Below are 19,273 nucleotides of genomic sequence, written 5' to 3'. Positions count from 1 at the left end.
AAAAATGGCTAAACAAAAATTTGAAAGAACAAAACCACATGTTAACATTGGTACAATTGGTCACGTTGACCACGGTAAAACAACATTAACAGCAGCTATAACATTAGTATTAAACAAGAGAAACGGTACAGGAGAATTCGTTGATTATGCGAATATCGACAAGGCTCCAGAAGAAAGAGCAAGAGGTATAACAATCAATACTTCTCACGTTGAATATGAAACAGCTAAGAGACACTACGCTCACGTTGACTGCCCAGGCCACGCTGACTATGTAAAGAACATGATCACTGGTGCTGCTCAAATGGACGGTGCTATCCTAGTAGTATCTGCTGCAGACGGTCCAATGCCTCAAACAAGAGAGCACATCCTACTTGCTAGACAAGTTGGCGTTCCAAAGATCGTTGTATTCCTAAACAAGGAAGACCAAGTAGACGACCCAGAACTTATCGAATTAGTTGAAATGGAAGTTAGAGAACTTCTTAACGAATACGACTTCGACGGAGACAACACTCCTATCGTTGTAGGTTCAGCTCTTAAAGCTCTAGAAGATCCAGACGGAACTTGGGGAGATAAGATTGTTAAACTTATGGAAGAAGTTGACGAATACATTCCTCAACCAGAAAGAGCTACAGATCAACCATTCCTAATGCCAGTAGAAGATATCTTCTCAATCACTGGTAGAGGTACAGTTGCTACAGGTAGAGTAGAAAGAGGTACAGTTAAGGTTGGAGATACAGTTGAACTAGTTGGTTTAACTACTGAAATCAGAGACGTAGTTGTAACAGGCGTTGAAATGTTCCACAAACTACTAGACCTTGCTGAAGCTGGAGACAACGTTGGTCTATTACTAAGAGGTGTTCAAAGAGACGAAATCGAAAGAGGTCAAGTACTTGCTGCACCTAAGACAATCAAACCACACACTAAGTTTAAAGCTGAAGTTTACGTTTTAACTAAAGAAGAAGGTGGACGTCATACTCCATTCTTCAATGGTTATAGACCACAATTCTACTTCAGAACTACTGACGTAACAGGTAACATCACTCTAGAAGACGGAGTAGAAATGGTAATGCCTGGTGATAACGCTAGATTTAACATCGAACTTATCACACCTATCGCTATTGAAAAAGGACTTAAGTTCGCTATCAGAGAAGGCGGTAGAACAGTAGGTGCCGGAGTTGTATCTGAAATCATCGAATAATATCGATTAGTACAATTAAGATATAATTTAAAGAGAGCTGTGAGGCTCTCTTTTTTTATGCTCTAAGTGATTTACTTATATAAGTATAGTTTCACATGTGCTAAGCACTTTAGTTTTATATTTATAGATTCATCGCACAAGAAAGGGTAGTAAGTTTTGCTTACTACCCTTTCTATTATGCATGTATTTTTTATTACTTCAAATCGAATGTAAGTGTTTTATTCTCACCGTGGTCTGCCTTGTATACAAGTTCAAAGCGGTCAAGCTTTCCTTTTGCATGCTTAAAGTAGAACAGTGAGTGCTCAGTCTTGCCACTTTTGATGTTTAGCTTGAACTTTGCAGCCTCGTACTTACCTCTGTCTGTGTATAGAGTTGCGCCTAGAACTTCTCTGTCCCACTTTTCAGTGCTCATTATCTTTGCTCTGACTTCCATGCCGTCAGTAACCTTGCCAACAGAGATGAAGTTTATATTAAGTGCGTCCTTATCAAAGTCTGCTCTCTCCTTTATAACAGGTTCGTATATAGATGGAGCGAACTTAAAGACATCATCTTTGTCCTTATAAATGTATATGCTTTGAGGCTTTGATGTGCCATTAAAGCTAATTGCGTATCTAAACTCTATCGCGTCTTCGTCAACTTGTTTTGCTTCAACATCAGAGACTTCAAGCTTTACATCCTTAAGTGCTTCATGCAAATCTTTATTGTGACTTCTGTAGTCCTTCCTTAGTACATCTACAGCTCTTAAGTATTCATCACTAACCATCTCTGAGAATGCTTCGTAGTTCTTGTTTTCGATGTTTTCTTTGATAAAAACTTTTAAAGCGTTGATAAAGTCGTTGTCTATGTCATCAGCCTTAGGCTCCTTGCCTTCAGAGACGTTCCAATCCTTTATCATATCCTTAGTAAAAGATGCCTTTTTCTCCTTACATGCGCTCACAAATAATGAGCTAAGCAGCATAGCAGCTGCTATAAATAAAATAAATTTCTTTTTCATATCTACACCTCAATATGAATATATTACTACAAGCGGGGGGTCTTTGTCAAGCTTGACAAAAGATGCTTCTTGTTGTAAGATTTAAGCTAGTAGGTGATAATGATGGATATAATTTCATATAGAAGGAAGTTTCACAAGATACCCGAGCTTGGCTTTCATGAGGTGAAAACGACTAAAGAGATAATAAAGATACTAGAGAATTTAAACTGCAAGCTATATTATGGCAGAGCCATATATGAACATGGCGCTATGAGCGATATGAGTGATATAGAGAAGGGCTTCACTGGTGTGATGGCGGAGTTTGGCAAGGCGCCTTATTTCTTATTTAGAGCAGATATAGATGGACTCAAGATTGAGGAGACAAAAGATGCATGCCATCTTCCAAACAAGTTTGGCTTTGCCTCGACTAATGACAATATGCACGCTTGCGGCCACGATGGACACATAGCCTTGGCACTAGCCTTATGCGAGCACTTTAGCGAAACAGGCGAGTCTGTGCGCGTTTTATTTCAACCGGCTGAGGAAGGTGTTGGAGGCTCAATACGCATGGCAGACTTCATTATGGAGGATGTGAAGGGTTTTCTATCATTTCATATAGGCTTAGGCGAACAGAAGGGTTATATAGGCGTAGGTACCAGCAATTTCTTAGCGACAACAAAGCTTGATCTTACTTTTCATGGCAAGGCAGCACACGCAGCAAACTCTCCTGAAGAAGGTATAAGCGCCTTAAGTATGGCTATTGCCTTCATAGATATGACAAAGGACCTTGCTATAGATGCGCATCACAAAAAGTTCATAAACATTGGTATTATCAATGGTGGTGGTCAGAGAAACGCTGTCATGGATAAAATCACCTTAGGTATGGACCTTAGAAGTGATAGTGATGAGGCGATGTATGAGATGCTTGAAGCCTTGGAGAAGACTGCAAAGTGCATCTGCGAAGCCAAGGGCGAGACTTATGAGATAGATATAATAGCAAGGGCGAATGCTTACAAGGAAGAGAACACAAAACTTGTTGACGCAGCTATTAAAAAGCTTAACGAATCTGGTATTAAGACGCACAGAATGCCTAGTTTTGGAGCGAGCGAAGATGTTACTCGCTACCTAAAAGTTTTTAAGAAGAAGGGACTTCCTGCTTTGCACCTAATGCTTGGAACAAACCTTAAGGGGCCGCATCACAGCTCAGAATTTGACTTTGATGAAGAGGATTTGGACTTTTTCTACAAAGCTATCAGCTTAGTATATAATGAGATGAAAGAAGAGTTTTAGGCTCTTCTTTTTTGCTGTGAATTTTCTAACATATCATCGTGATAAAATTATTGCAAAAAATATCTATATATGTTATAATATTTTTGTGAGGGGACTTTTCCATCACACTAAATTTTTTTATGCAAGACGCTTTTATAAAGTAAATTGATAAAACAACTATATTATACATGAGGAGGAAATAATATGAAAGCTTACGATGCAAGCAAAATCAGAAACGTATCCCTTTTGGGACACAGTAGTAGTGGTAAAACTATGTTAGTAGAGTCACTTTTATACGCAACAGGCGCCATCTCAAGGATGGGCAAGGTTGAAGACGGAAACACTGTTGGAGACTTCTCTATAGAAGAGAAACAAAGAAAAGTTTCTATTAACACTAAGGTTATTCCTGTAGAATATAATGATGTTAAATACAATTTCCTTGATACACCAGGTTACTTCGACTTCATTGGCGAGATGTATGGTGCAAAGAGAGCGTCAGAAGGTTCTATACTTGTAATTGACGCACAAGCAGGCGTAGAAGTAGGAACTGAAAAAGCTTGGAAGAACTTAAACAAATATCACACTCCAAGATTCATTTTCTTAAATAAGATGGACAAGGAAAATGTTAAGTTTGACGAAGTTTTAGAAGAGATCAAAACAAAACTTGGTGGCCACATAGTTCCACTAGTTATGCCTATAGGCGAAGCTGAAGGCTTTAAGGGTATGGTTGACTTAATTCAAGACAAGGCATATAGCTATGAAAACAGAAAGAGAACTGAAATTCCTGTTCCAGCTGAGTGGGATGGCTATATCGAAAAGCTTAGAGGTGAGTTAAACGAAGTAGTTGCTGAAACATCCGAAGAGCTTATGGAAAAATTCTTTGCAGGCGAAAAATTTACTGATGCTGAATTTAAAGAAGGTATAAAGCAAGCAGTTAGAAACGGCGAATTAACTATACTTATGGTAGGTAGCGTTGAAAAAGGCATAGGCATGGAGCTACTTCTTCATAAGATACAAAGGTATTTCCCTGCTCCAAACGAAGTAGGCGCATACACTGGCACATGGAAAGATAAAGAAGAAGTGAGAAAGGTTGATGCAAATGAACCATTCTCAGCAGTTGTTTTCAAGACTATAGTTGACCCATTCGTAGGAAAGTTATCGCTATTCAAAGTTATATCTGGTAAGCTTACAAAATCAACACAATTATACAATGCAAGTCAAGAAGTAGAAGAAAAGCTTGGAGGCTTATTCTACTTAAGAGGTAAGACTCAAATCGATACTGAAACCATCACCGCAGGAGATATCGGTGCTACAAGTAAACTTGAACACGCTCGTACTGGCGATACGCTATGTGACAAAGCTAATCCTGTTATATTCGAGAGAATTAGGTATCCAAAGCCAACTCTATATATGTCAGTAAGACCTGTAAAACAAGGCGAAGACGAAAAGATAGGCGTTTCACTTAACAAGATGACTGCAGAAGACCCAACATTTGAAGTTTTAAGAAATCATGAGACTAAAGAGCTTTTAATCGGCGGTCAAGGTAACATGCAATTAACAGTTATTAAAGATAAATTGAAAAACACATTCGGCGTTGAGATTGAGCTTGACGACCCTAAGATTGCTTACAGAGAAACTATCAGGCAAAAGGCTGAAGTTCAAGGTAAGCACAAGAAACAATCAGGTGGTGCTGGTCAATACGGCGACGTTTGGGTAAGATTTGAGCCAAACGATGGCGACGACTTCGTCTTCCAAGAAGAAGTATTCGGCGGCGCAGTACCAAAGAACTTCTTCCCAGCAGTTGAAAAGGGACTTAGAGAGTCACTTGAACACGGTGTATTAGCAGGCTACCCAGTAGTACATGTGAAAGCGACACTATATGATGGTTCATACCACGACGTTGACTCAAACGAAATGGCGTTTAAGATCGCTGCACAATTAGCATTTAAGAAAGGTATGCAAGAAGCAAAACCAATCCTTCTTGAGCCTATAGTTAAGGCAGAAATTAAAGTGCCAGAAAGCTACCTAGGCGACGTTATGGGCGACATGAACAAGCGTAGAGGCAGAATCTTAGGTATAGATTCACAAGATGACGGCACACAAGTAATCACAGCAGAAGTGCCACATTCAGAAATGTTTAGATACGCAATCGACCTAAGAGCGATGACACAAGCGAGAGGATCCTTCCAAATGGACTTCATTAGATACGAAGAAGTGCCACAAGACCAAGCCAATAAGATAATAGAAGCAGCAAACGCAGAAAAAAATAAATAATAAACAAGAATATACACAAATAATTAAATTGCCGAAGGCAATTGCAAGGTTCACGGGACCCAATAGACGCTTTAGCGTCGTCATTGGGTGTGGTTCTTATACTGCCGAAGGCAATTGCAAGGTTCTCGGGACCCACTCGAAGCTCTGCTTCGTAAGTGGGTGAGGTTCTTATATTTTTTCAAGAACGGAGTGTCAAGGTTCACGTCCGCAAGGACGGGGTTCTTCTATTTTACATCGCTGCAAGCGATGGCAAGGTTCACGTCCGTAAGGACGGGGTTCTTATTCTCTTCCACTGCCAGAGGCAGTGGTACGAATAAGAAGAAAAACTTTATAATAAATTGAATATACACAAATAATATATTTTTTCAAGAACGGAGTGTCAAGGTTCACGTCCGCAAGGACGGGGTTCTTCTATTTTACATCGCTGAAAGCGATGGCAAGGTTCCGGGGCACCCATCCAACGCGAAGCGTTGAGATAGGGTCGGGTTCTTATTCTCTTACATCGCCGGAGGCGATGATGAATAAGAAGAAAAACTTTATAATAAATTGAATATACACAAATAATATTTAATATATTTTTCATGTTTTACATCGCTGTAAGCGATGGCAAGGTTCACGGGACCCACCCGAAGCTAAAAAAGCATACACAAATAATATATTTTTTCATATTTATTCTCTTAGAGAAACACACAAGTTTTACTTGTGTGTTTTTCTTTGCAATATTTTTTCTATTTTAAATTGCCGAAGGCAATTGCAAGGTTCTGGGGTTCCCTGCCAACGCGAAGCGTTGTGCAAGGGTCAGGTTCTTATTCTCTTAAGGAGGACGTACTGATTAGGGTACGTCTTTCTTATTTAGTGTATGCTTTAGCTTCGTTGGTGGGTGTGGTTCTTTTTCTCTTAGAGAGACACATGGGTTAATACTCATGTGTTTTTCTTTTACCTCACTCGAACAAGCCCTATACTCAATTCTGATAAATTTATACAAATAATTAACACTTAATGTTTATCCATTGCAACATAAGGGTACTTATGTTATAATAGTCAAAGAAGGTCAAAGGTGAGAATATGTTAAGTGATGAAATACAATATTTTTTAAACAATTTACTTGATGAAGAGGGCGGCAGCATCCTTATCAAGCGAAACGACATCGCTATAAGGTTCAATTGCTCGCCTAGTCAAATCAACTATGTCTTAACGACGAGGTTTGCGCCTCACTTCGGTTACTACATTCAATCGAGAAGGGGCGAGGGAGGCTATATCAAGATTGAGAAACTCGATCTTTTAGAGGACGAGGACGAGTACAAAGAGATACTCATGGATGCAATCGGAGACAAGATTACCATCAAAGAGGCACATGACATTATCAAAAAGCTTTGTGATGACGAGATCATTACAAAAGAGGAGAAGGAGATAATACTTGCTTCTATTGATGACAGAGCCTTAACTGTTGATATAGACAAAAGAAACGCACTTAGAAGCGACATACTTAAGAACATCTTACTTGTTCTACTAAAAAGGGGGTAGTAAAATGTTATGCGATGAATGCCACAAGAATGAAGCGATGATCAATCTAAAGCTAATTCTTGACGGAGAAGTTATTGAAAAGCACCTATGCACTGAGTGTGCACTTAGGGATTTTAACGAAATGAATCAAGGGGCCAATGGTGAATATATGAATTTGAATATAAATGAAAGTGATATAAGGAATCTTTTCGAGGGCTTGCAACAGCTCTTCGGCTCTTTTGAAGCTGGGGAGATAGAGGAGAAGGAGTGTCCAAACTGCCATATGAAGTTTACTGACTTTAACAAGTCCAGAAAGCTTGGTTGTGAGGAGTGCTACAAGACTTTTGCCTACGAAATTAGGCCAATACTAAACTCTCTAAGGGGCGAGAACACTTACGAGGGTCTGGTGCCAAAGAGGTATATGGATGCTAATCCTATGCACTCTGAGATTTTGGAGCTTAAAAAGGAGCTAGAGGCTGCCATTGGAGATGAAAATTATGAAAGAGCGGCTGAGCTTAGGGATGAAATCAAGGCAAAGTCCACGAAGGAGAAGGTGGAAGATGGACAGAGAAGTGAACATTTACAATAAATATATACTTGAGACCATAGTTTCTCTAAAGAGGAACGTCGAGGGTTACAAGTACCCTGACATGCTGATGTGGTCTAAGCTTAACGAGATTTTAAACATGGTTTTGGAAGCTTTAAAGAACACGAGCTACAGCTTTATGCTCTACGAAGTTTCGAATATGGATAAGGATAAGTTCGAATACTTTTTAGCCAAGGGTTTTATGGATGAGTCGGTAAGAGAGAACATCACGAGGACTAAGCTTTTGCTTGACGAGGACAAGTCCATCGCCATAGTGATAAATAATAACGATCACATAGAGATTAGAGTGCTTGGAAGTGAAAGTGCTGACGAGCTCATCGACATAGCCATAGAGATTGAACGCGAACTTGATAAGACTATAGACTTCCAATTCGACGAAAACTACGGCTACCTTACAAGTGACCCTGTCAATATAGGTAACGGCATCAGCATTGCCAAGATTATCCACCTATACAGAAGGGATGAGTTCAAAAAGGACGAGATAAAAACTGGCGATTTTTCGAAGATTAGGCTTACACCTCTTAAGTCTTTAGGAGGCATTAAGGTAGAGGATATCTACATCTTGGACGCAAACATCAACAAGTTTACGAGCATTGAGTCCTTTAAGAAGCTTTCCATGCTAACTGACCAAAATATCATTGTTTATGAGAATGAAAACAGGCGTAGATACCTTCATCAAAACTTCATCTTGATGAAGGACAGGATAATGAAGGCCTTGGAGATGATTAAGGTTGCGAGCCTTATTACTTACGAGGAAGCTCTTATTTACTTATCGAACCTAATGTTTGCAAGGAGCATGGGACTACTTGAGCCAGCTGATATATCTCTTGGCTCTAATATCTACCTAATGATAAGCCCTGAAGCGATTGAGTACACATACTCTCTTAGCGACAAGTCGGAAATTGACCAAAAGAGAGCGAGCATTCTTAAGGAGAAGCTGGGCAAGGTGAAATTCGTAGACAAAGACATTAACGAGGATATTAACGAAGAAGAAAATAATGAAGAAAGTAATGATTTATAGATAAAGAAAGGAGATAAATATGGCAGTTTTTGGAAGATTTACTAGAAATGCAAGATTCTCATTTCAAATAGCCGAGGAAGAAGCCAGAAGGATGTTCAAAAGCGAAGTTGACCCTTCTCACGTTCTAATCGGAATTTTAAGCGCAAACACTACTAAGGCGTCTGAAATTTTAAGCCAGAATGGTCTTGAGATGGAAGCTCTTAGGGAGATGGTTGAAAAACTATCGGTGCTTGATGTTAAAAAGTCGGAGGAAATTTATTACTCTGCAAGTTTAAAATATGTGATCGAGGAGTCGATCAAGATGGCGAACCAAGCTGGCGCGCCTGTTGTAACTACTGAGCACATCTTATATTCTATAGTGAAGATGAACGAAGCGCCGGTTTCCATCCTCTTGGAGAGGTTCGGCGTAGATAAAGAGAGGATACTTTCTGCTCTAAATGCATATCTAAACAGTTTAAGAGAGCTTAACCAAGGCGGCTACCAAGAGCGTGACGACTACGATGACGAAGGTGCGGACGATGGAGAGGCTCTACAAAGGTTTACTTTGGACTTAAATGAGCTTGCGAAGAAGGACAAGATAGACCCTGTTGTCGGCAGAGCATCTGAGATTGAAAGGCTTATTCAAATACTTATGAGAAGGACTAAGAATAATCCTGTGCTTATAGGTGAGCCTGGAGTCGGCAAGACAGCCATCGCCGAAGGTTTAGCACAAAGGATAGTTTCAGGCAATGTTCCTGAGATCATCAGGGATAAAAAGATATTCTCCCTTGACTTAACTAGCCTTATAGCTGGCTCAAAGTACAGGGGCGAGTTTGAAAGCAGAATTAAGAACTTGCTCGAGGAGCTTAGACAAAGAAACGATGTAATCTTATTCATAGATGAAATTCATACTATAGTAGGCGCGGGTTCATCTGAAGGCTCGCTTGACGCATCAAACATCTTAAAGCCATACCTTACAAGAGGCGAGATACAAATTATTGGTGCAACTACTGTTGATGAGTACAGAAAATATGTTGAGAAGGACGCAGCTCTTGAGAGAAGACTACAAACTATCTTAGTTGAAGAGCCTAGCGAGGAAGACGCAATTAAGATTATAGAAGGACTTAAGGATAAGTACGAAGCGCATCACAGAGTCTTGATATCACGCGAAGCCATAGAGGCAGCTGTTACATTATCAAAAAGATTTATATCAGATAGGTTCTTACCTGACAAGGCCATAGACCTAATAGATGAGGCACAATCGCTTGTGAGGATGAAAAACTATGTAAGGCCACTGTCACTTAAGGAGATAGAGGACGAACTTAAGGAGATTTCATCTGAAAAGATTCAGGCGATACAGGCGCAAGACTTCGAAAGAGCAGCTCAGCTCAGAGACAAGGAGCGCGAGCTTAAGGACAAGATGGACCTAGATAGGACTGAGTGGAAGCAAAAGTCCGAGCTCAACAGCATGAAGATAGGCTTTGATGACATAGCTAGAGTTGTATCGAAGTGGACTGGCATACCTGTTGAAAAGCTTAGCGAAGAGGAAAAGGAAAAGCTTCTTAAGCTTGATATGAGTTTGAAATCTAAGGTTATAGGTCAAGACGAGGCCATCGACGTACTTAGTCACTCGATTAAGAGGGCGAGGGTTGGTTTAAAGGACAAGAACAAGCCTATAGGCAGCTTTATCTTCGTTGGACCAACTGGTGTAGGTAAGACTTACCTTGCCAAGGCACTTGCAGAGAGCTTATTTAACGACGAAAGTGCTATGATACGTATAGACATGAGTGAGTATATGGAGAAGTACAGCGTATCTAAGCTTATAGGTTCGCCACCAGGCTACGTTGGATACGAAGAAGGTGGACAGCTAACTGAAGCTATTAGAAAGAAGCCATTCTCAGTAGTTTTATTTGATGAGATAGAGAAGGCACATCCAGATGTTTTCAACGCACTTTTACAGCTTCTAGACGATGGTAGACTAACTGACTCCAAGGGCAGAACTGTTGACTTCAAGAACGCTGTCATCATCATGACAAGCAATGTTGGCGCAAGTAGATTCAAAAAGCAAAACACTTACGGCTTCGGCGATGCATCGAGCGAAGAAAAGAGCGAGAAGAAGAAAATTTCTGAGATTGCAAACGAAGAGCTAAAGAAGACATTTAGACCAGAGTTTTTAAACAGAGTCGACGACATTGTTGTATTTAATCAGTTAAAAGAAAAGGATATAGAGAGGATTGTTCACTTGATGGCGGAAGACCTAAAGGCAAAGCTTCACGAGATGGGCATAGATATTGAGATTGATAAGTCAGTTGAAGACGAGATCGCAAAGAAGGGCTTTGACCTTGAATATGGTGCAAGACCTTTAGAGAGAACATTTAAGAAGATGATAGAGGACAGATTGTCTGAAGAAATTTTGAAAAACAACGTTTCTAAGGACAAGAGCATCACTATCTACTACAATGGTAAGGAATTGGAATTTAAAAATGGCAAAGAAGAAGAGCTTGTACAAGTGTAGCGAATGCGGCTACGAATCCAGCGGCTATTTAGGCAAGTGCCCCGAGTGCGGTGCTTGGGGCAGCCTTAAGGAAGTCTTGGAAGATACAAAAAAGCAAGTAAAGAAGGAAAAAGGTGCACGGGCATTGGCTATGCAGCTAAAGACTGTCACTTCGTCAAACTCAGACAGGCTAAAAACTAGCTTTGAAGAGTTTAACAGAGTTATGGGCGAGGGCATAGTTAAGGACTCGGTTACCATAGTTACAGCAAAGCCGGGCGCAGGTAAGAGTACACTACTTTTGCAAATAGCAAACGACGCGTGCAAGAAGGGACTCAAAGTACTATACGCATCGGGTGAAGAGTCAGAGAGCCAGATTAAGCAAAGGGCGGACAGGATACTTGACAAGATTGAGGACGAGCTATACATCATTAGTGATACATCGCTTGACAATATCAAGGAAGAAGTCCTTAGAGTCGACGCCGACATGGTAGTTGTTGACTCGATACAAACAGTGGAGCTTGATGAGTACAAGCCATCGAGACCAGCATCACCAACTCAGACAGTTGAGTGCGCCTATGAGCTAGTAAACCTTGCAAAGAACATACAAAGACCGCGCATAGTCTTTATAGTTGGACAGATGACAAAAGATGATGAGCTAAGAGGCGTGAGAACCTTAGAGCACCTTGTTGATACGGTACTAGTTATGGACACTTATCAAAACGATAGTTTAAGAACCATAGTTGCAAGCAAGAACCGTTACGGAGCAACAGGCGAGATGGGCTTTATGAACATGCAAGAGAAGGGTCTTGTATCTATAGATAACCCGAGTGAGTACTTTGTTTCTTCAAGGAAGGAAAACAATTTTCCAGGCAGTGCCATCACTGTAAACATGGAAGGCACAAGACCTGTTATACTTGAAGTTGAGGCACTAGTTACGAAGTCATATACACCATATCCATCGCGTATAAGCGAGAACATGTCGAGAGAGAAATTAAATACACTGCTTTCGATCATGGAGAAGAGACTTAATGTCGATATGTTTGACAAGAACGTCGTTATCAAGTCCATGGGTGGACTTAAGCTAAGAGAGGATGCATCGAACCTTGCACTGATTGCAGCGATATACTCACAGCTTGTGAACAAAGTTTTAAGCTCAGAGACAGTATATATAGCTGACATATCCTTGACAGGTGAGCTAAAGAAGGTGCCGCAGCTTGAGAGAAGACTTAAGGAAGCAGAGAGGATGGGTTACAAGAAGGCTGTCATTAGCAGCGAGGCAAAGCTATCTGCAAAGTTTGACAAGCTAGAGCTTATCAAGTGCTCTTCTTTAATAGATGCACTAAGAATTTGAAGAACCCGACCCTATCTCAACACTTCGTGTTGGATGGGTACCCCAGAACCTTGCAATTGCCTTTGGCAATTTAAGAAAAATATCTATAAAAGGCTTGACAAATATAATTTAATATGATATTATAAAACTTTACTTTTTGCCTCCCTTGTGATATAATATACGATGAGAGTGATATTATCATCGATAGATATGGGAGGCGAGAAGTATGTATGAAGTAGGAGATATGGTTTGTTATCCAATGCATGGAGCAGGCATTATTGTAGACATAGAAGAGAAAGACATTTTAGGAAAGAAAGAAAAGTATTTTATTGTTAAGATACCTATAGGATCTATGAAGGTGATGATACCTGTCAAGAATGCTGAAAAAAGAGGGATAAGATCTATCATTGACAAAGATAAGTTAAAAGATGTGCTTGAAGTATTAAAGCAAGAGCCGACAGAGATGAGCTCGAACTGGAACAAGAGGGTTAGGGACAATACTGCGATTTTGAAAGAAGGAGACATCTTCGAAGTTGCAAAAGTTTATCGTAACCTAAAGAGCCTTGATGAGCAAAGGAACCTCTCTACAGGCGAGAAGAAGATACTTCACGACACAAAAAACATTTTGATGAGTGAGATGATACTCTCTTCCGGCAAATCATACGAGGAAATCGACAAAATTATCTACGAGGCAGTAGAGTAGGAGGAACAATGTTTAAGAAAATTATGAAGGCTGTCATGTTCCTTATAGGAGCAGCAGCAGGTTATGGCGTTAGTTTATTAGCCATCAGCCTTGTACCAACATTTCATAATTACAGTATCTATGTATCGGTATTTTTATCTGTTTTATTTGCAATTATTTTTTATTTATTATCAGATACTGTATTTGACAAACTAATAAATGTTGGTGACAGGGTTGAGATTGAGCTAAGAAGGTACACTAGTTTGGACCTTATTTTAGGCTTACTAGGTTTGATATTTGGACTTGTTATAGCATTCTTGCTATCGCAGCTTGCTATCAACATAGGTATACCAGTACTTGGACCAGTTTTGTCTGTTATATTCTATATACTCTTCCCATATATAGGGATTGTAGTTGCGACTAGAAGAAAGGACATATCAAGCTTAGGCGAGAAGTTTATACCAAAGAATACGCCTAAAAAGCCTAAGAAGAAAGAACAAACTAGCTACAAGATACTTGACACGTCTGTAATTATAGACGGCAGAATCAAAGATATTGCTAGCTCGGGCTTTATCGAAGGCACGCTAGTAATACCTAAGTTTGTATTGCAAGAGCTTCAGCACATAGCAGACTCCGCAGACGACCAAAGAAGAAAAAGAGGTAGACGCGGACTTGATATACTTAAGCAAATGCAAAATGAAGCGAGAGTTGATATAGAAGTTTCAAATGAGAAGATAGACACAGTTGAAGAGATAGACGACAAGATACTTGAACTTGCAGCCATGATGGGTGCAAAAGTTCTTACTAACGACTACAACCTAAACAAGGTTGCACAAGTTAGAGGCATAGAAGTTTTAAATATAAACGAGCTTGCTAACGCGGTTAAGCCGGTTATACTTCCAAGTGAGGAGCTTGAAGTTGAGATAGTTAGAGCAGGTAAGGAGAAGAACCAAGGCCTTGCCTACCTTTCTGACGGCACTATGATAGTTGTTGAAGAAGCAAAGAAGAGGATAGGCGAAAAGCTTAAAGTCGAGATCACAACAGTGCTTCAAACAGCTGCAGGCAAGATGATGTTTGCCAAAATTAAAGAGTAGTTGGAGGATATTTATGATAGAGAATAAATTTGTCTCGGTCATTATAGCTGCTGCAGGCATGAGTAACAGGATGGGATCCAAGGTCAACAAGGCCTTCTTGCGTATAAACGACAAGCCTATACTTGCTCATACTGTAGAGAAATTTGAAAGATCAAAGTACATTGACGAGATAATTATTGTCTGCAAAGAAGACGAGATAGATTACACAAGAAAAGAAATTGTGAACAGATATAAATTTACAAAAGTCGTGAACATAGTTAAAGGTGGAAAAGAAAGACAGGATTCAGTATACAACGGTATCAAAGCTATTAACATAAATGCTGACATTGTCCTAACACATGATGGAGCGAGACCTTTTATAAGAACAGATACCATAAACAAGGCTGTAGAGACAGTGCTAAACTGCGACGCCTGCGTTGTTGGAGTTAAGGTTAAGGACACGATCAAATCAGTTAACGAGGATGACACAGTTCACCACACACCTAAGAGGTCGCTTTTGTGGCAGGCACAAAGTCCGCAATGCTTCAAGAAAGAGATCTTGCTTAAGGGCTACGAGCACGCCATAAAGGAGAAGATACTTGCGACAGATGATTCGGCACTTGTTGAGTTTGCTGGAGTTGAAGTAAAGATGCTTGAAGGCCACTACGATAACATCAAGATAACTACACCAGAAGACTTAGTCATAGCGGAGATCTTCAATACGAATTGGGAGCAAAAGCTTAAAAGCACAGGAGTATTCTAATGGATATAAGAATTGGTAACGGTTATGATGTTCATAAACTAGTTGAAGGCAGAGACCTTATACTAGGCGGAGTTAAGATAGAGCATGAGAAGGGTCTACTAGGCCACAGCGATGCTGACGTACTGATACACGCCATCATGGATGCAATCTTGGGTGCCATGGCGAAGGAAGACATAGGCTACCACTTCCCAGATACGAGCGACGACTACCTTGACATCGACTCGAGAGTGCTTCTTAGAAGGGTATACGAGATGGTCAAGAAAGAAGGATACTGTATATCAAACATAGACGCGACTATAATGATGCAAAGGCCTAAGCTAAGACCACACATCGATGAGATGAGGGCAAATATTGCGAAAGATCTTGAGCTAAGTGTGGACAGAGTGAGCGTGAAGGCCACTACAACAGAGAAGCTTGGCTACGAAGGAAGGGAAGAGGGCGTTAGCTGTATGGCGAGTGCATTACTACTAAAGTAGTAAAATTTAGTGAATACTAATATAAAATAAATTTATTGTACATTTATGCTTAAAAGTGGTATAATAGCTATGGTAAAAATTTAAGGAGGTAAATACACATGAAAAAATTATTATCATTAGCTTTAGTGCTTGTATTAGCATTTTCACTAGTAGCATGCAAGAAAGCAGAAGAAAAACCAGCTGAACCAGCTGCAGAAGGAACAGAAAGCGTACCAGCAGAACAAGCTGATAGCGTTCAAACAGGAGAAAAAGCAACTATGACTGGTGACGAAGTAGTAGCATTACAAGCTGATGCTGAACAAGAAGGCAAATACGTTATCGTCGACGTTAGAAGCGCTGACGAATATGCTGCAGGTCACATCAAAGATGCAAAGAACATTCCTTTAGATGATATTAAGAATGATCCATCAGTTCTAGATGCTGAAAAAGACAAAAAGATCGTTTTATATTGCAACTCTGGTAAAAAATCCGGACAAGCTCAAGACGCTCTTTTAGCAGCAGGCTACACTGACGTAGTTAACGCAGCAGGCGTTAAAGATTTCCAATACGATTTAGTAACTGAATAGTATTTAATCTATTGAATGAAGAAGAGCGAGCGATCGCTCTTTTTTTGTGGGAATTTTTTATATGCGCCCTCTTTACTTGATGAATGAGTAAGGAGGGTATTTCTTTGTAAAATTATATTAAATAAAAACCAAATACTTTACTCACACTTAACATATTGCACATACAACATTAACAAAGCTCATGTATTATAAACAAGTAATTGAGATATGAAAATTATTTAGGAGGATGTATGAGTAAGATTTCTTTAAGACATGTATATAAAAAGTATGAGAATGGAATCGATAACGCTGTTAAAGACTTTAATCTTGAAGTAGAAGACAAAGAGTTCATAGTCTTTGTTGGACCATCAGGCTGCGGCAAGTCTACAACACTTAGGATGATAGCTGGACTTGAAGATATTAGTGAAGGTGAGCTACTAATCGATGGCAAGAGAATGAACGAGGTAGCGCCAAAAGACAGAGGCACCGCAATGGTCTTTCAAAATTATGCTCTATACCCACACTTAAATGTTTATGACAATATTGGCTTTGGGCTAAAGATTCGTGGCGTTGACAAGGATATTAGAGATAAAAGTATTAGAGAAACTGCGGAAAAGCTTGGCTTAACTGAGTACCTAAAGAGAAAGCCGTTTGAGCTATCAGGCGGACAAAAGCAAAGGGTAGCTTTAGGCAGGGCCATAGTTAGAGACGCTGAAATCTTTTTAATGGATGAGCCGCTATCGAACCTTGATGCTAAGCTTAGAATACACATGAGAGAAGAGCTTGTTGAGCTACAAAGGGAGCTGGGATCAACTGTTATATACGTAACTCACGATCAAACAGAGGCTATGACTATGGCTACAAGGATAGTTTGTTTAAAAGATGGCGTGATTCAACAAGTTGGCACTCCAAAGGAGCTTTATGAAAACCCTAGCAATGTCTTTGTTGCGGGCTTTTTAGGAGCACCGCCAATGAATTTTATCAAAGGAAAAATTAGATACGGAAAACTTTATAATAGCAAAGGAAGGGCTCTTGCAAATTATTCTAAAGTTGACAATAAAGATGTAATCATGGGCATTAGGCCTGAGCACATTAGAATTACTGATAATGAAGATGACTTAGCATTAAAGATTAAGATGGTAGAGCTATTAGGAGCAGATTACCATATACATGGCGAGCTAGATGGAGATGAGATAACTCTTAGAGTAGATGCAAAGCTTGATATCGTGTCAAAAAGCGAAATACATATTGCTTTTGTGACAGAAAATATCTTGCTATTTGATGCTAAGACAGAAAACAGAATTTTCTGGGAGGCAATAGATGGAGCTAAGTAGAGAAGTAAGCAAAGCAAAAGATAAAAGCAAAGCAAAAAGAGTTCGTGGAATAAAAAGTATAAGCTTTTCAGGCTTTCTTGTCTATATAGTTTTGCCACTAATACCGATTTTGGTGTTTTGGTTCATCCCAATGATAGCGTCATTCTTACTAAGTTTTACAGATTGGGACTATGTCAGCCCGACATTTAATGTAGTTGGCGCACAAAACTACAAGGACATACTTAGTAGTGATGCCTTTTGGCAAGCACTTAAAAATACTTTGTTATTCGGTCTAGGAACAGTAGTTCCGACACTTATCTTTGGTTTTTTGATGGCAATACTCATAGATAAGTTTAGACGCGGCAAAGAGCTTATACAAGGCTTTTTATTCGCACCATGGATTACACCGATGGTTGCTATGTCTATAGTATGGAGCTGGATGTTTAGACCAGATATCGGCCTTATCAATAGAGGGCTAGCTATTTTTGGCATAAGTGGACCAAACTGGTTAACAGACTCAAACACAGCGCTCATCGCTGTAATGATAGTAACCGTATGGAAGACATCGGGCTGGTGCATGCTTTATTACGCAGACGCTATCAGCAAGATACCAAAGGATTTATTCGAAGCATATGAGCTTGAGGGCTCAAGTGTTTGGCAAAAGATAAAGTACATCTATATGCCGATGACAGCAAAGACAACACTGTTCTTAGCGGTTATAAGCCTAATTAACTCAATACAAGCCTACGACCAAATCAGTGTACTAACACGTGGCGGCCCAGCAGGATCAACAAGAACACTGCTTTATTTATTCTATCAAATGGCCTTCGAGCAATTCAACATGGGGAAGGCGACAACGGTAACCATGATTATGGTCGTCATTACTGGTATACTCGCTGGACTTATGTTTATCTTGCAAAAGAAGTTCGCAAATAGGTGATAAAGATGAAAAAACAAATTAAATCAGTAAATATAATAATAGTTACAATAGTAAGTATCATTACCTTCTTCCCACTTTTATGGATGTTCTCAAACTCATTTAAGAGTGCGGAAAGCATAATCAGAGAGCCGATGAAATTAGCTCCAGAATTCTTTGACTTAAGAAATTTTAGAGGAGTTTTAGAGCAAGCACCATTTGACCTATATATTTTTAACAGTATAATCACATCCATCGCGATAGTTGTACTTCAAATGCTAACTTCTATACTCATGGGATATGGCTTGTCACGCTTTAAGTTCAAGGGAAAGAAAGTTTTATTTGGGGCAATACTATTAACGTATATGCTGCCAGCTGCGGCGACTTATGTACCGAGCTATGTAATACTTGCTAAGATGAATTTAATAGATACACTTACTGGTATCGTAATATCAAACGCGGCGAGCGTCTTTGCCATATATATGATTTATCAAACATTTTCATCCATACCAAAGGAGCTTATCGAAGCGGCTGAGATGGACGGAGCAAATAACTGGCAGATTCTTTGGAGAGTTTTGGTACCAGTAGCAAAGTCTACAATACTTACAACTGCTTTAATTCAGTTCGTGGCGATGTACAATAACTACATGTGGCCATCACTTATAACTAACAGCAAAAAGAATTATCTAATAAGCGTTGGTTTAAATATATTCTTTAATTCAAGAGGAAATTTCACTCAAAACCTACCTATGCTCATGGCAGCTAATGCGATTGCGGTACTTCCGCTGTTAATATTATTTTTAGTATTACAAAAGTGGTTTATCAAAGGCATCAGTGACAACGGCATAAAAGGCTAA

The 19,273-nt window shown here is 39.7% G+C and carries 17 protein-coding genes; 16 read left to right on the top strand and 1 reads right to left on the bottom strand.

Features of this window, described 5'->3' with window-relative positions:
* Positions 1–4: 4 nt before the first annotated feature.
* The gene (gene tuf / locus KO172_RS01240; RefSeq protein WP_215491777.1) at positions 5–1,198 is read left to right on the top strand and encodes an elongation factor Tu; all 1,194 of its coding nucleotides are present in this window, start codon (positions 5–7) and stop codon (positions 1,196–1,198) included.
* Positions 1,199–1,391: 193 nt separating this feature from the next.
* On the opposite strand, the gene KO172_RS01235 is transcribed toward tuf, so the two are convergent.
* Positions 1,392–2,192: a hypothetical protein gene (locus KO172_RS01235; RefSeq protein WP_215491776.1), complete on the bottom strand. Its 801-nt coding sequence runs from the start codon at positions 2,190–2,192 to the stop codon at positions 1,392–1,394.
* Positions 2,193–2,291: 99 nt separating this feature from the next.
* On the opposite strand from KO172_RS01235, the gene KO172_RS01230 reads away from it, so the two are divergent.
* The 15 genes from KO172_RS01230 to KO172_RS01160 all read left to right on the top strand — a co-directional run bounded on the left by KO172_RS01230 (position 2,292) and on the right by KO172_RS01160 (position 19,273).
* Positions 2,292–3,461, top strand: coding sequence for an amidohydrolase (locus KO172_RS01230; RefSeq protein WP_215491775.1), 1,170 nt, complete (start codon positions 2,292–2,294; stop codon positions 3,459–3,461).
* A 183-nt stretch (positions 3,462–3,644) separates the two neighbouring features.
* Complete coding sequence (fusA, locus tag KO172_RS01225; RefSeq protein WP_215491774.1) at positions 3,645–5,714, top strand: elongation factor G; 2,070 nt, start codon at positions 3,645–3,647, stop codon at positions 5,712–5,714.
* A gap of 1,065 nt (positions 5,715–6,779) precedes the next feature.
* The gene (locus tag KO172_RS01220; RefSeq protein WP_215491773.1) at positions 6,780–7,238 is read left to right on the top strand and encodes a CtsR family transcriptional regulator; all 459 of its coding nucleotides are present in this window, start codon (positions 6,780–6,782) and stop codon (positions 7,236–7,238) included.
* Between the two features lie 4 nt (positions 7,239–7,242).
* Complete coding sequence (locus tag KO172_RS01215) at positions 7,243–7,806, top strand: UvrB/UvrC motif-containing protein (protein WP_215491772.1); 564 nt, start codon at positions 7,243–7,245, stop codon at positions 7,804–7,806.
* Positions 7,778–8,845 carry a hypothetical protein gene (locus KO172_RS01210; protein WP_215491771.1) on the top strand — a complete coding sequence of 356 codons (1,068 nt, stop codon included), beginning with the start codon at positions 7,778–7,780 and terminating at the stop codon, positions 8,843–8,845. The genes KO172_RS01215 and KO172_RS01210 overlap by 29 nt, the downstream gene beginning before the upstream one ends.
* A 19-nt stretch (positions 8,846–8,864) precedes the next feature.
* Positions 8,865–11,339 (top strand): ATP-dependent Clp protease ATP-binding subunit, encoded by a 2,475-nt coding sequence (locus KO172_RS01205; RefSeq protein WP_215491770.1) that lies wholly within the window; start codon positions 8,865–8,867, stop codon positions 11,337–11,339.
* A complete protein-coding gene (gene radA / locus KO172_RS01200; protein WP_215491769.1) occupies positions 11,308–12,669 on the top strand; it encodes a DNA repair protein RadA in 1,362 nt (453 codons plus the stop codon). Before KO172_RS01205 ends, radA begins: the two co-directional genes overlap by 32 nt.
* Positions 12,670–12,874: 205 nt before the next feature.
* The gene (locus tag KO172_RS01195) at positions 12,875–13,351 is read left to right on the top strand and encodes a CarD family transcriptional regulator (protein WP_215491768.1); all 477 of its coding nucleotides are present in this window, start codon (positions 12,875–12,877) and stop codon (positions 13,349–13,351) included.
* Positions 13,352–13,359: 8 nt separating this feature from the next.
* Entirely contained in the window at positions 13,360–14,424 is a 1,065-nt protein-coding gene (locus KO172_RS01190) for a PIN/TRAM domain-containing protein (protein ID WP_215491767.1), read from the top strand.
* Positions 14,425–14,437: 13 nt separating this feature from the next.
* On the top strand, positions 14,438–15,166 hold the full coding sequence (gene ispD, locus KO172_RS01185; RefSeq protein ID WP_215491766.1) for a 2-C-methyl-D-erythritol 4-phosphate cytidylyltransferase: 729 nt from the start codon (positions 14,438–14,440) through the stop codon (positions 15,164–15,166).
* Positions 15,167–15,171: 5 nt separating this feature from the next.
* Positions 15,172–15,642 carry a 2-C-methyl-D-erythritol 2,4-cyclodiphosphate synthase gene (gene ispF / locus KO172_RS01180; protein ID WP_309557788.1) on the top strand — a complete coding sequence of 157 codons (471 nt, stop codon included), beginning with the start codon at positions 15,172–15,174 and terminating at the stop codon, positions 15,640–15,642.
* A 98-nt stretch (positions 15,643–15,740) separates the two neighbouring features.
* Positions 15,741–16,208, top strand: a complete 468-nt coding sequence (locus tag KO172_RS01175; RefSeq protein ID WP_215491764.1) for a rhodanese-like domain-containing protein — start codon at positions 15,741–15,743, stop codon at positions 16,206–16,208.
* A 230-nt stretch (positions 16,209–16,438) separates the two neighbouring features.
* Positions 16,439–17,521, top strand: coding sequence for an ABC transporter ATP-binding protein (locus KO172_RS01170; protein ID WP_215491763.1), 1,083 nt, complete (start codon positions 16,439–16,441; stop codon positions 17,519–17,521).
* Positions 17,508–18,440 (top strand): carbohydrate ABC transporter permease, encoded by a 933-nt coding sequence (locus KO172_RS01165; protein WP_215491762.1) that lies wholly within the window; start codon positions 17,508–17,510, stop codon positions 18,438–18,440. Before KO172_RS01170 ends, KO172_RS01165 begins: the two co-directional genes overlap by 14 nt.
* A 5-nt stretch (positions 18,441–18,445) precedes the next feature.
* Positions 18,446–19,273, top strand: coding sequence for a carbohydrate ABC transporter permease (locus tag KO172_RS01160; RefSeq protein WP_019214085.1), 828 nt, complete (start codon positions 18,446–18,448; stop codon positions 19,271–19,273).

Source organism: Fenollaria sporofastidiosus (assembly GCF_943169635.2).
Lineage (GTDB): Bacteria > Bacillota > Clostridia > Tissierellales > Peptoniphilaceae > Fenollaria > Fenollaria sporofastidiosus.
This window is presented reverse-complemented; position numbering and strand designations above follow the sequence as displayed.

Coding starts and splice junctions, on each gene's coding strand:
- tuf (WP_215491777.1), top strand. CDS start 5: ATGGCTAAACAAAAATTTGAAAGAACAAAACCACATGTTAACATTGGT.
- KO172_RS01235 (WP_215491776.1), bottom strand. CDS start 2,192: ATGAAAAAGAAATTTATTTTATTTATAGCAGCTGCTATGCTGCTTAGC.
- KO172_RS01230 (WP_215491775.1), top strand. CDS start 2,292: ATGATGGATATAATTTCATATAGAAGGAAGTTTCACAAGATACCCGAG.
- fusA (WP_215491774.1), top strand. CDS start 3,645: ATGAAAGCTTACGATGCAAGCAAAATCAGAAACGTATCCCTTTTGGGA.
- KO172_RS01220 (WP_215491773.1), top strand. CDS start 6,780: ATGTTAAGTGATGAAATACAATATTTTTTAAACAATTTACTTGATGAA.
- KO172_RS01215 (WP_215491772.1), top strand. CDS start 7,243: ATGTTATGCGATGAATGCCACAAGAATGAAGCGATGATCAATCTAAAG.
- KO172_RS01210 (WP_215491771.1), top strand. CDS start 7,778: ATGGACAGAGAAGTGAACATTTACAATAAATATATACTTGAGACCATA.
- KO172_RS01205 (WP_215491770.1), top strand. CDS start 8,865: ATGGCAGTTTTTGGAAGATTTACTAGAAATGCAAGATTCTCATTTCAA.
- radA (WP_215491769.1), top strand. CDS start 11,308: ATGGCAAAGAAGAAGAGCTTGTACAAGTGTAGCGAATGCGGCTACGAA.
- KO172_RS01195 (WP_215491768.1), top strand. CDS start 12,875: ATGTATGAAGTAGGAGATATGGTTTGTTATCCAATGCATGGAGCAGGC.
- KO172_RS01190 (WP_215491767.1), top strand. CDS start 13,360: ATGTTTAAGAAAATTATGAAGGCTGTCATGTTCCTTATAGGAGCAGCA.
- ispD (WP_215491766.1), top strand. CDS start 14,438: ATGATAGAGAATAAATTTGTCTCGGTCATTATAGCTGCTGCAGGCATG.
- KO172_RS01175 (WP_215491764.1), top strand. CDS start 15,741: ATGAAAAAATTATTATCATTAGCTTTAGTGCTTGTATTAGCATTTTCA.
- KO172_RS01170 (WP_215491763.1), top strand. CDS start 16,439: ATGAGTAAGATTTCTTTAAGACATGTATATAAAAAGTATGAGAATGGA.
- KO172_RS01165 (WP_215491762.1), top strand. CDS start 17,508: ATGGAGCTAAGTAGAGAAGTAAGCAAAGCAAAAGATAAAAGCAAAGCA.
- KO172_RS01160 (WP_019214085.1), top strand. CDS start 18,446: ATGAAAAAACAAATTAAATCAGTAAATATAATAATAGTTACAATAGTA.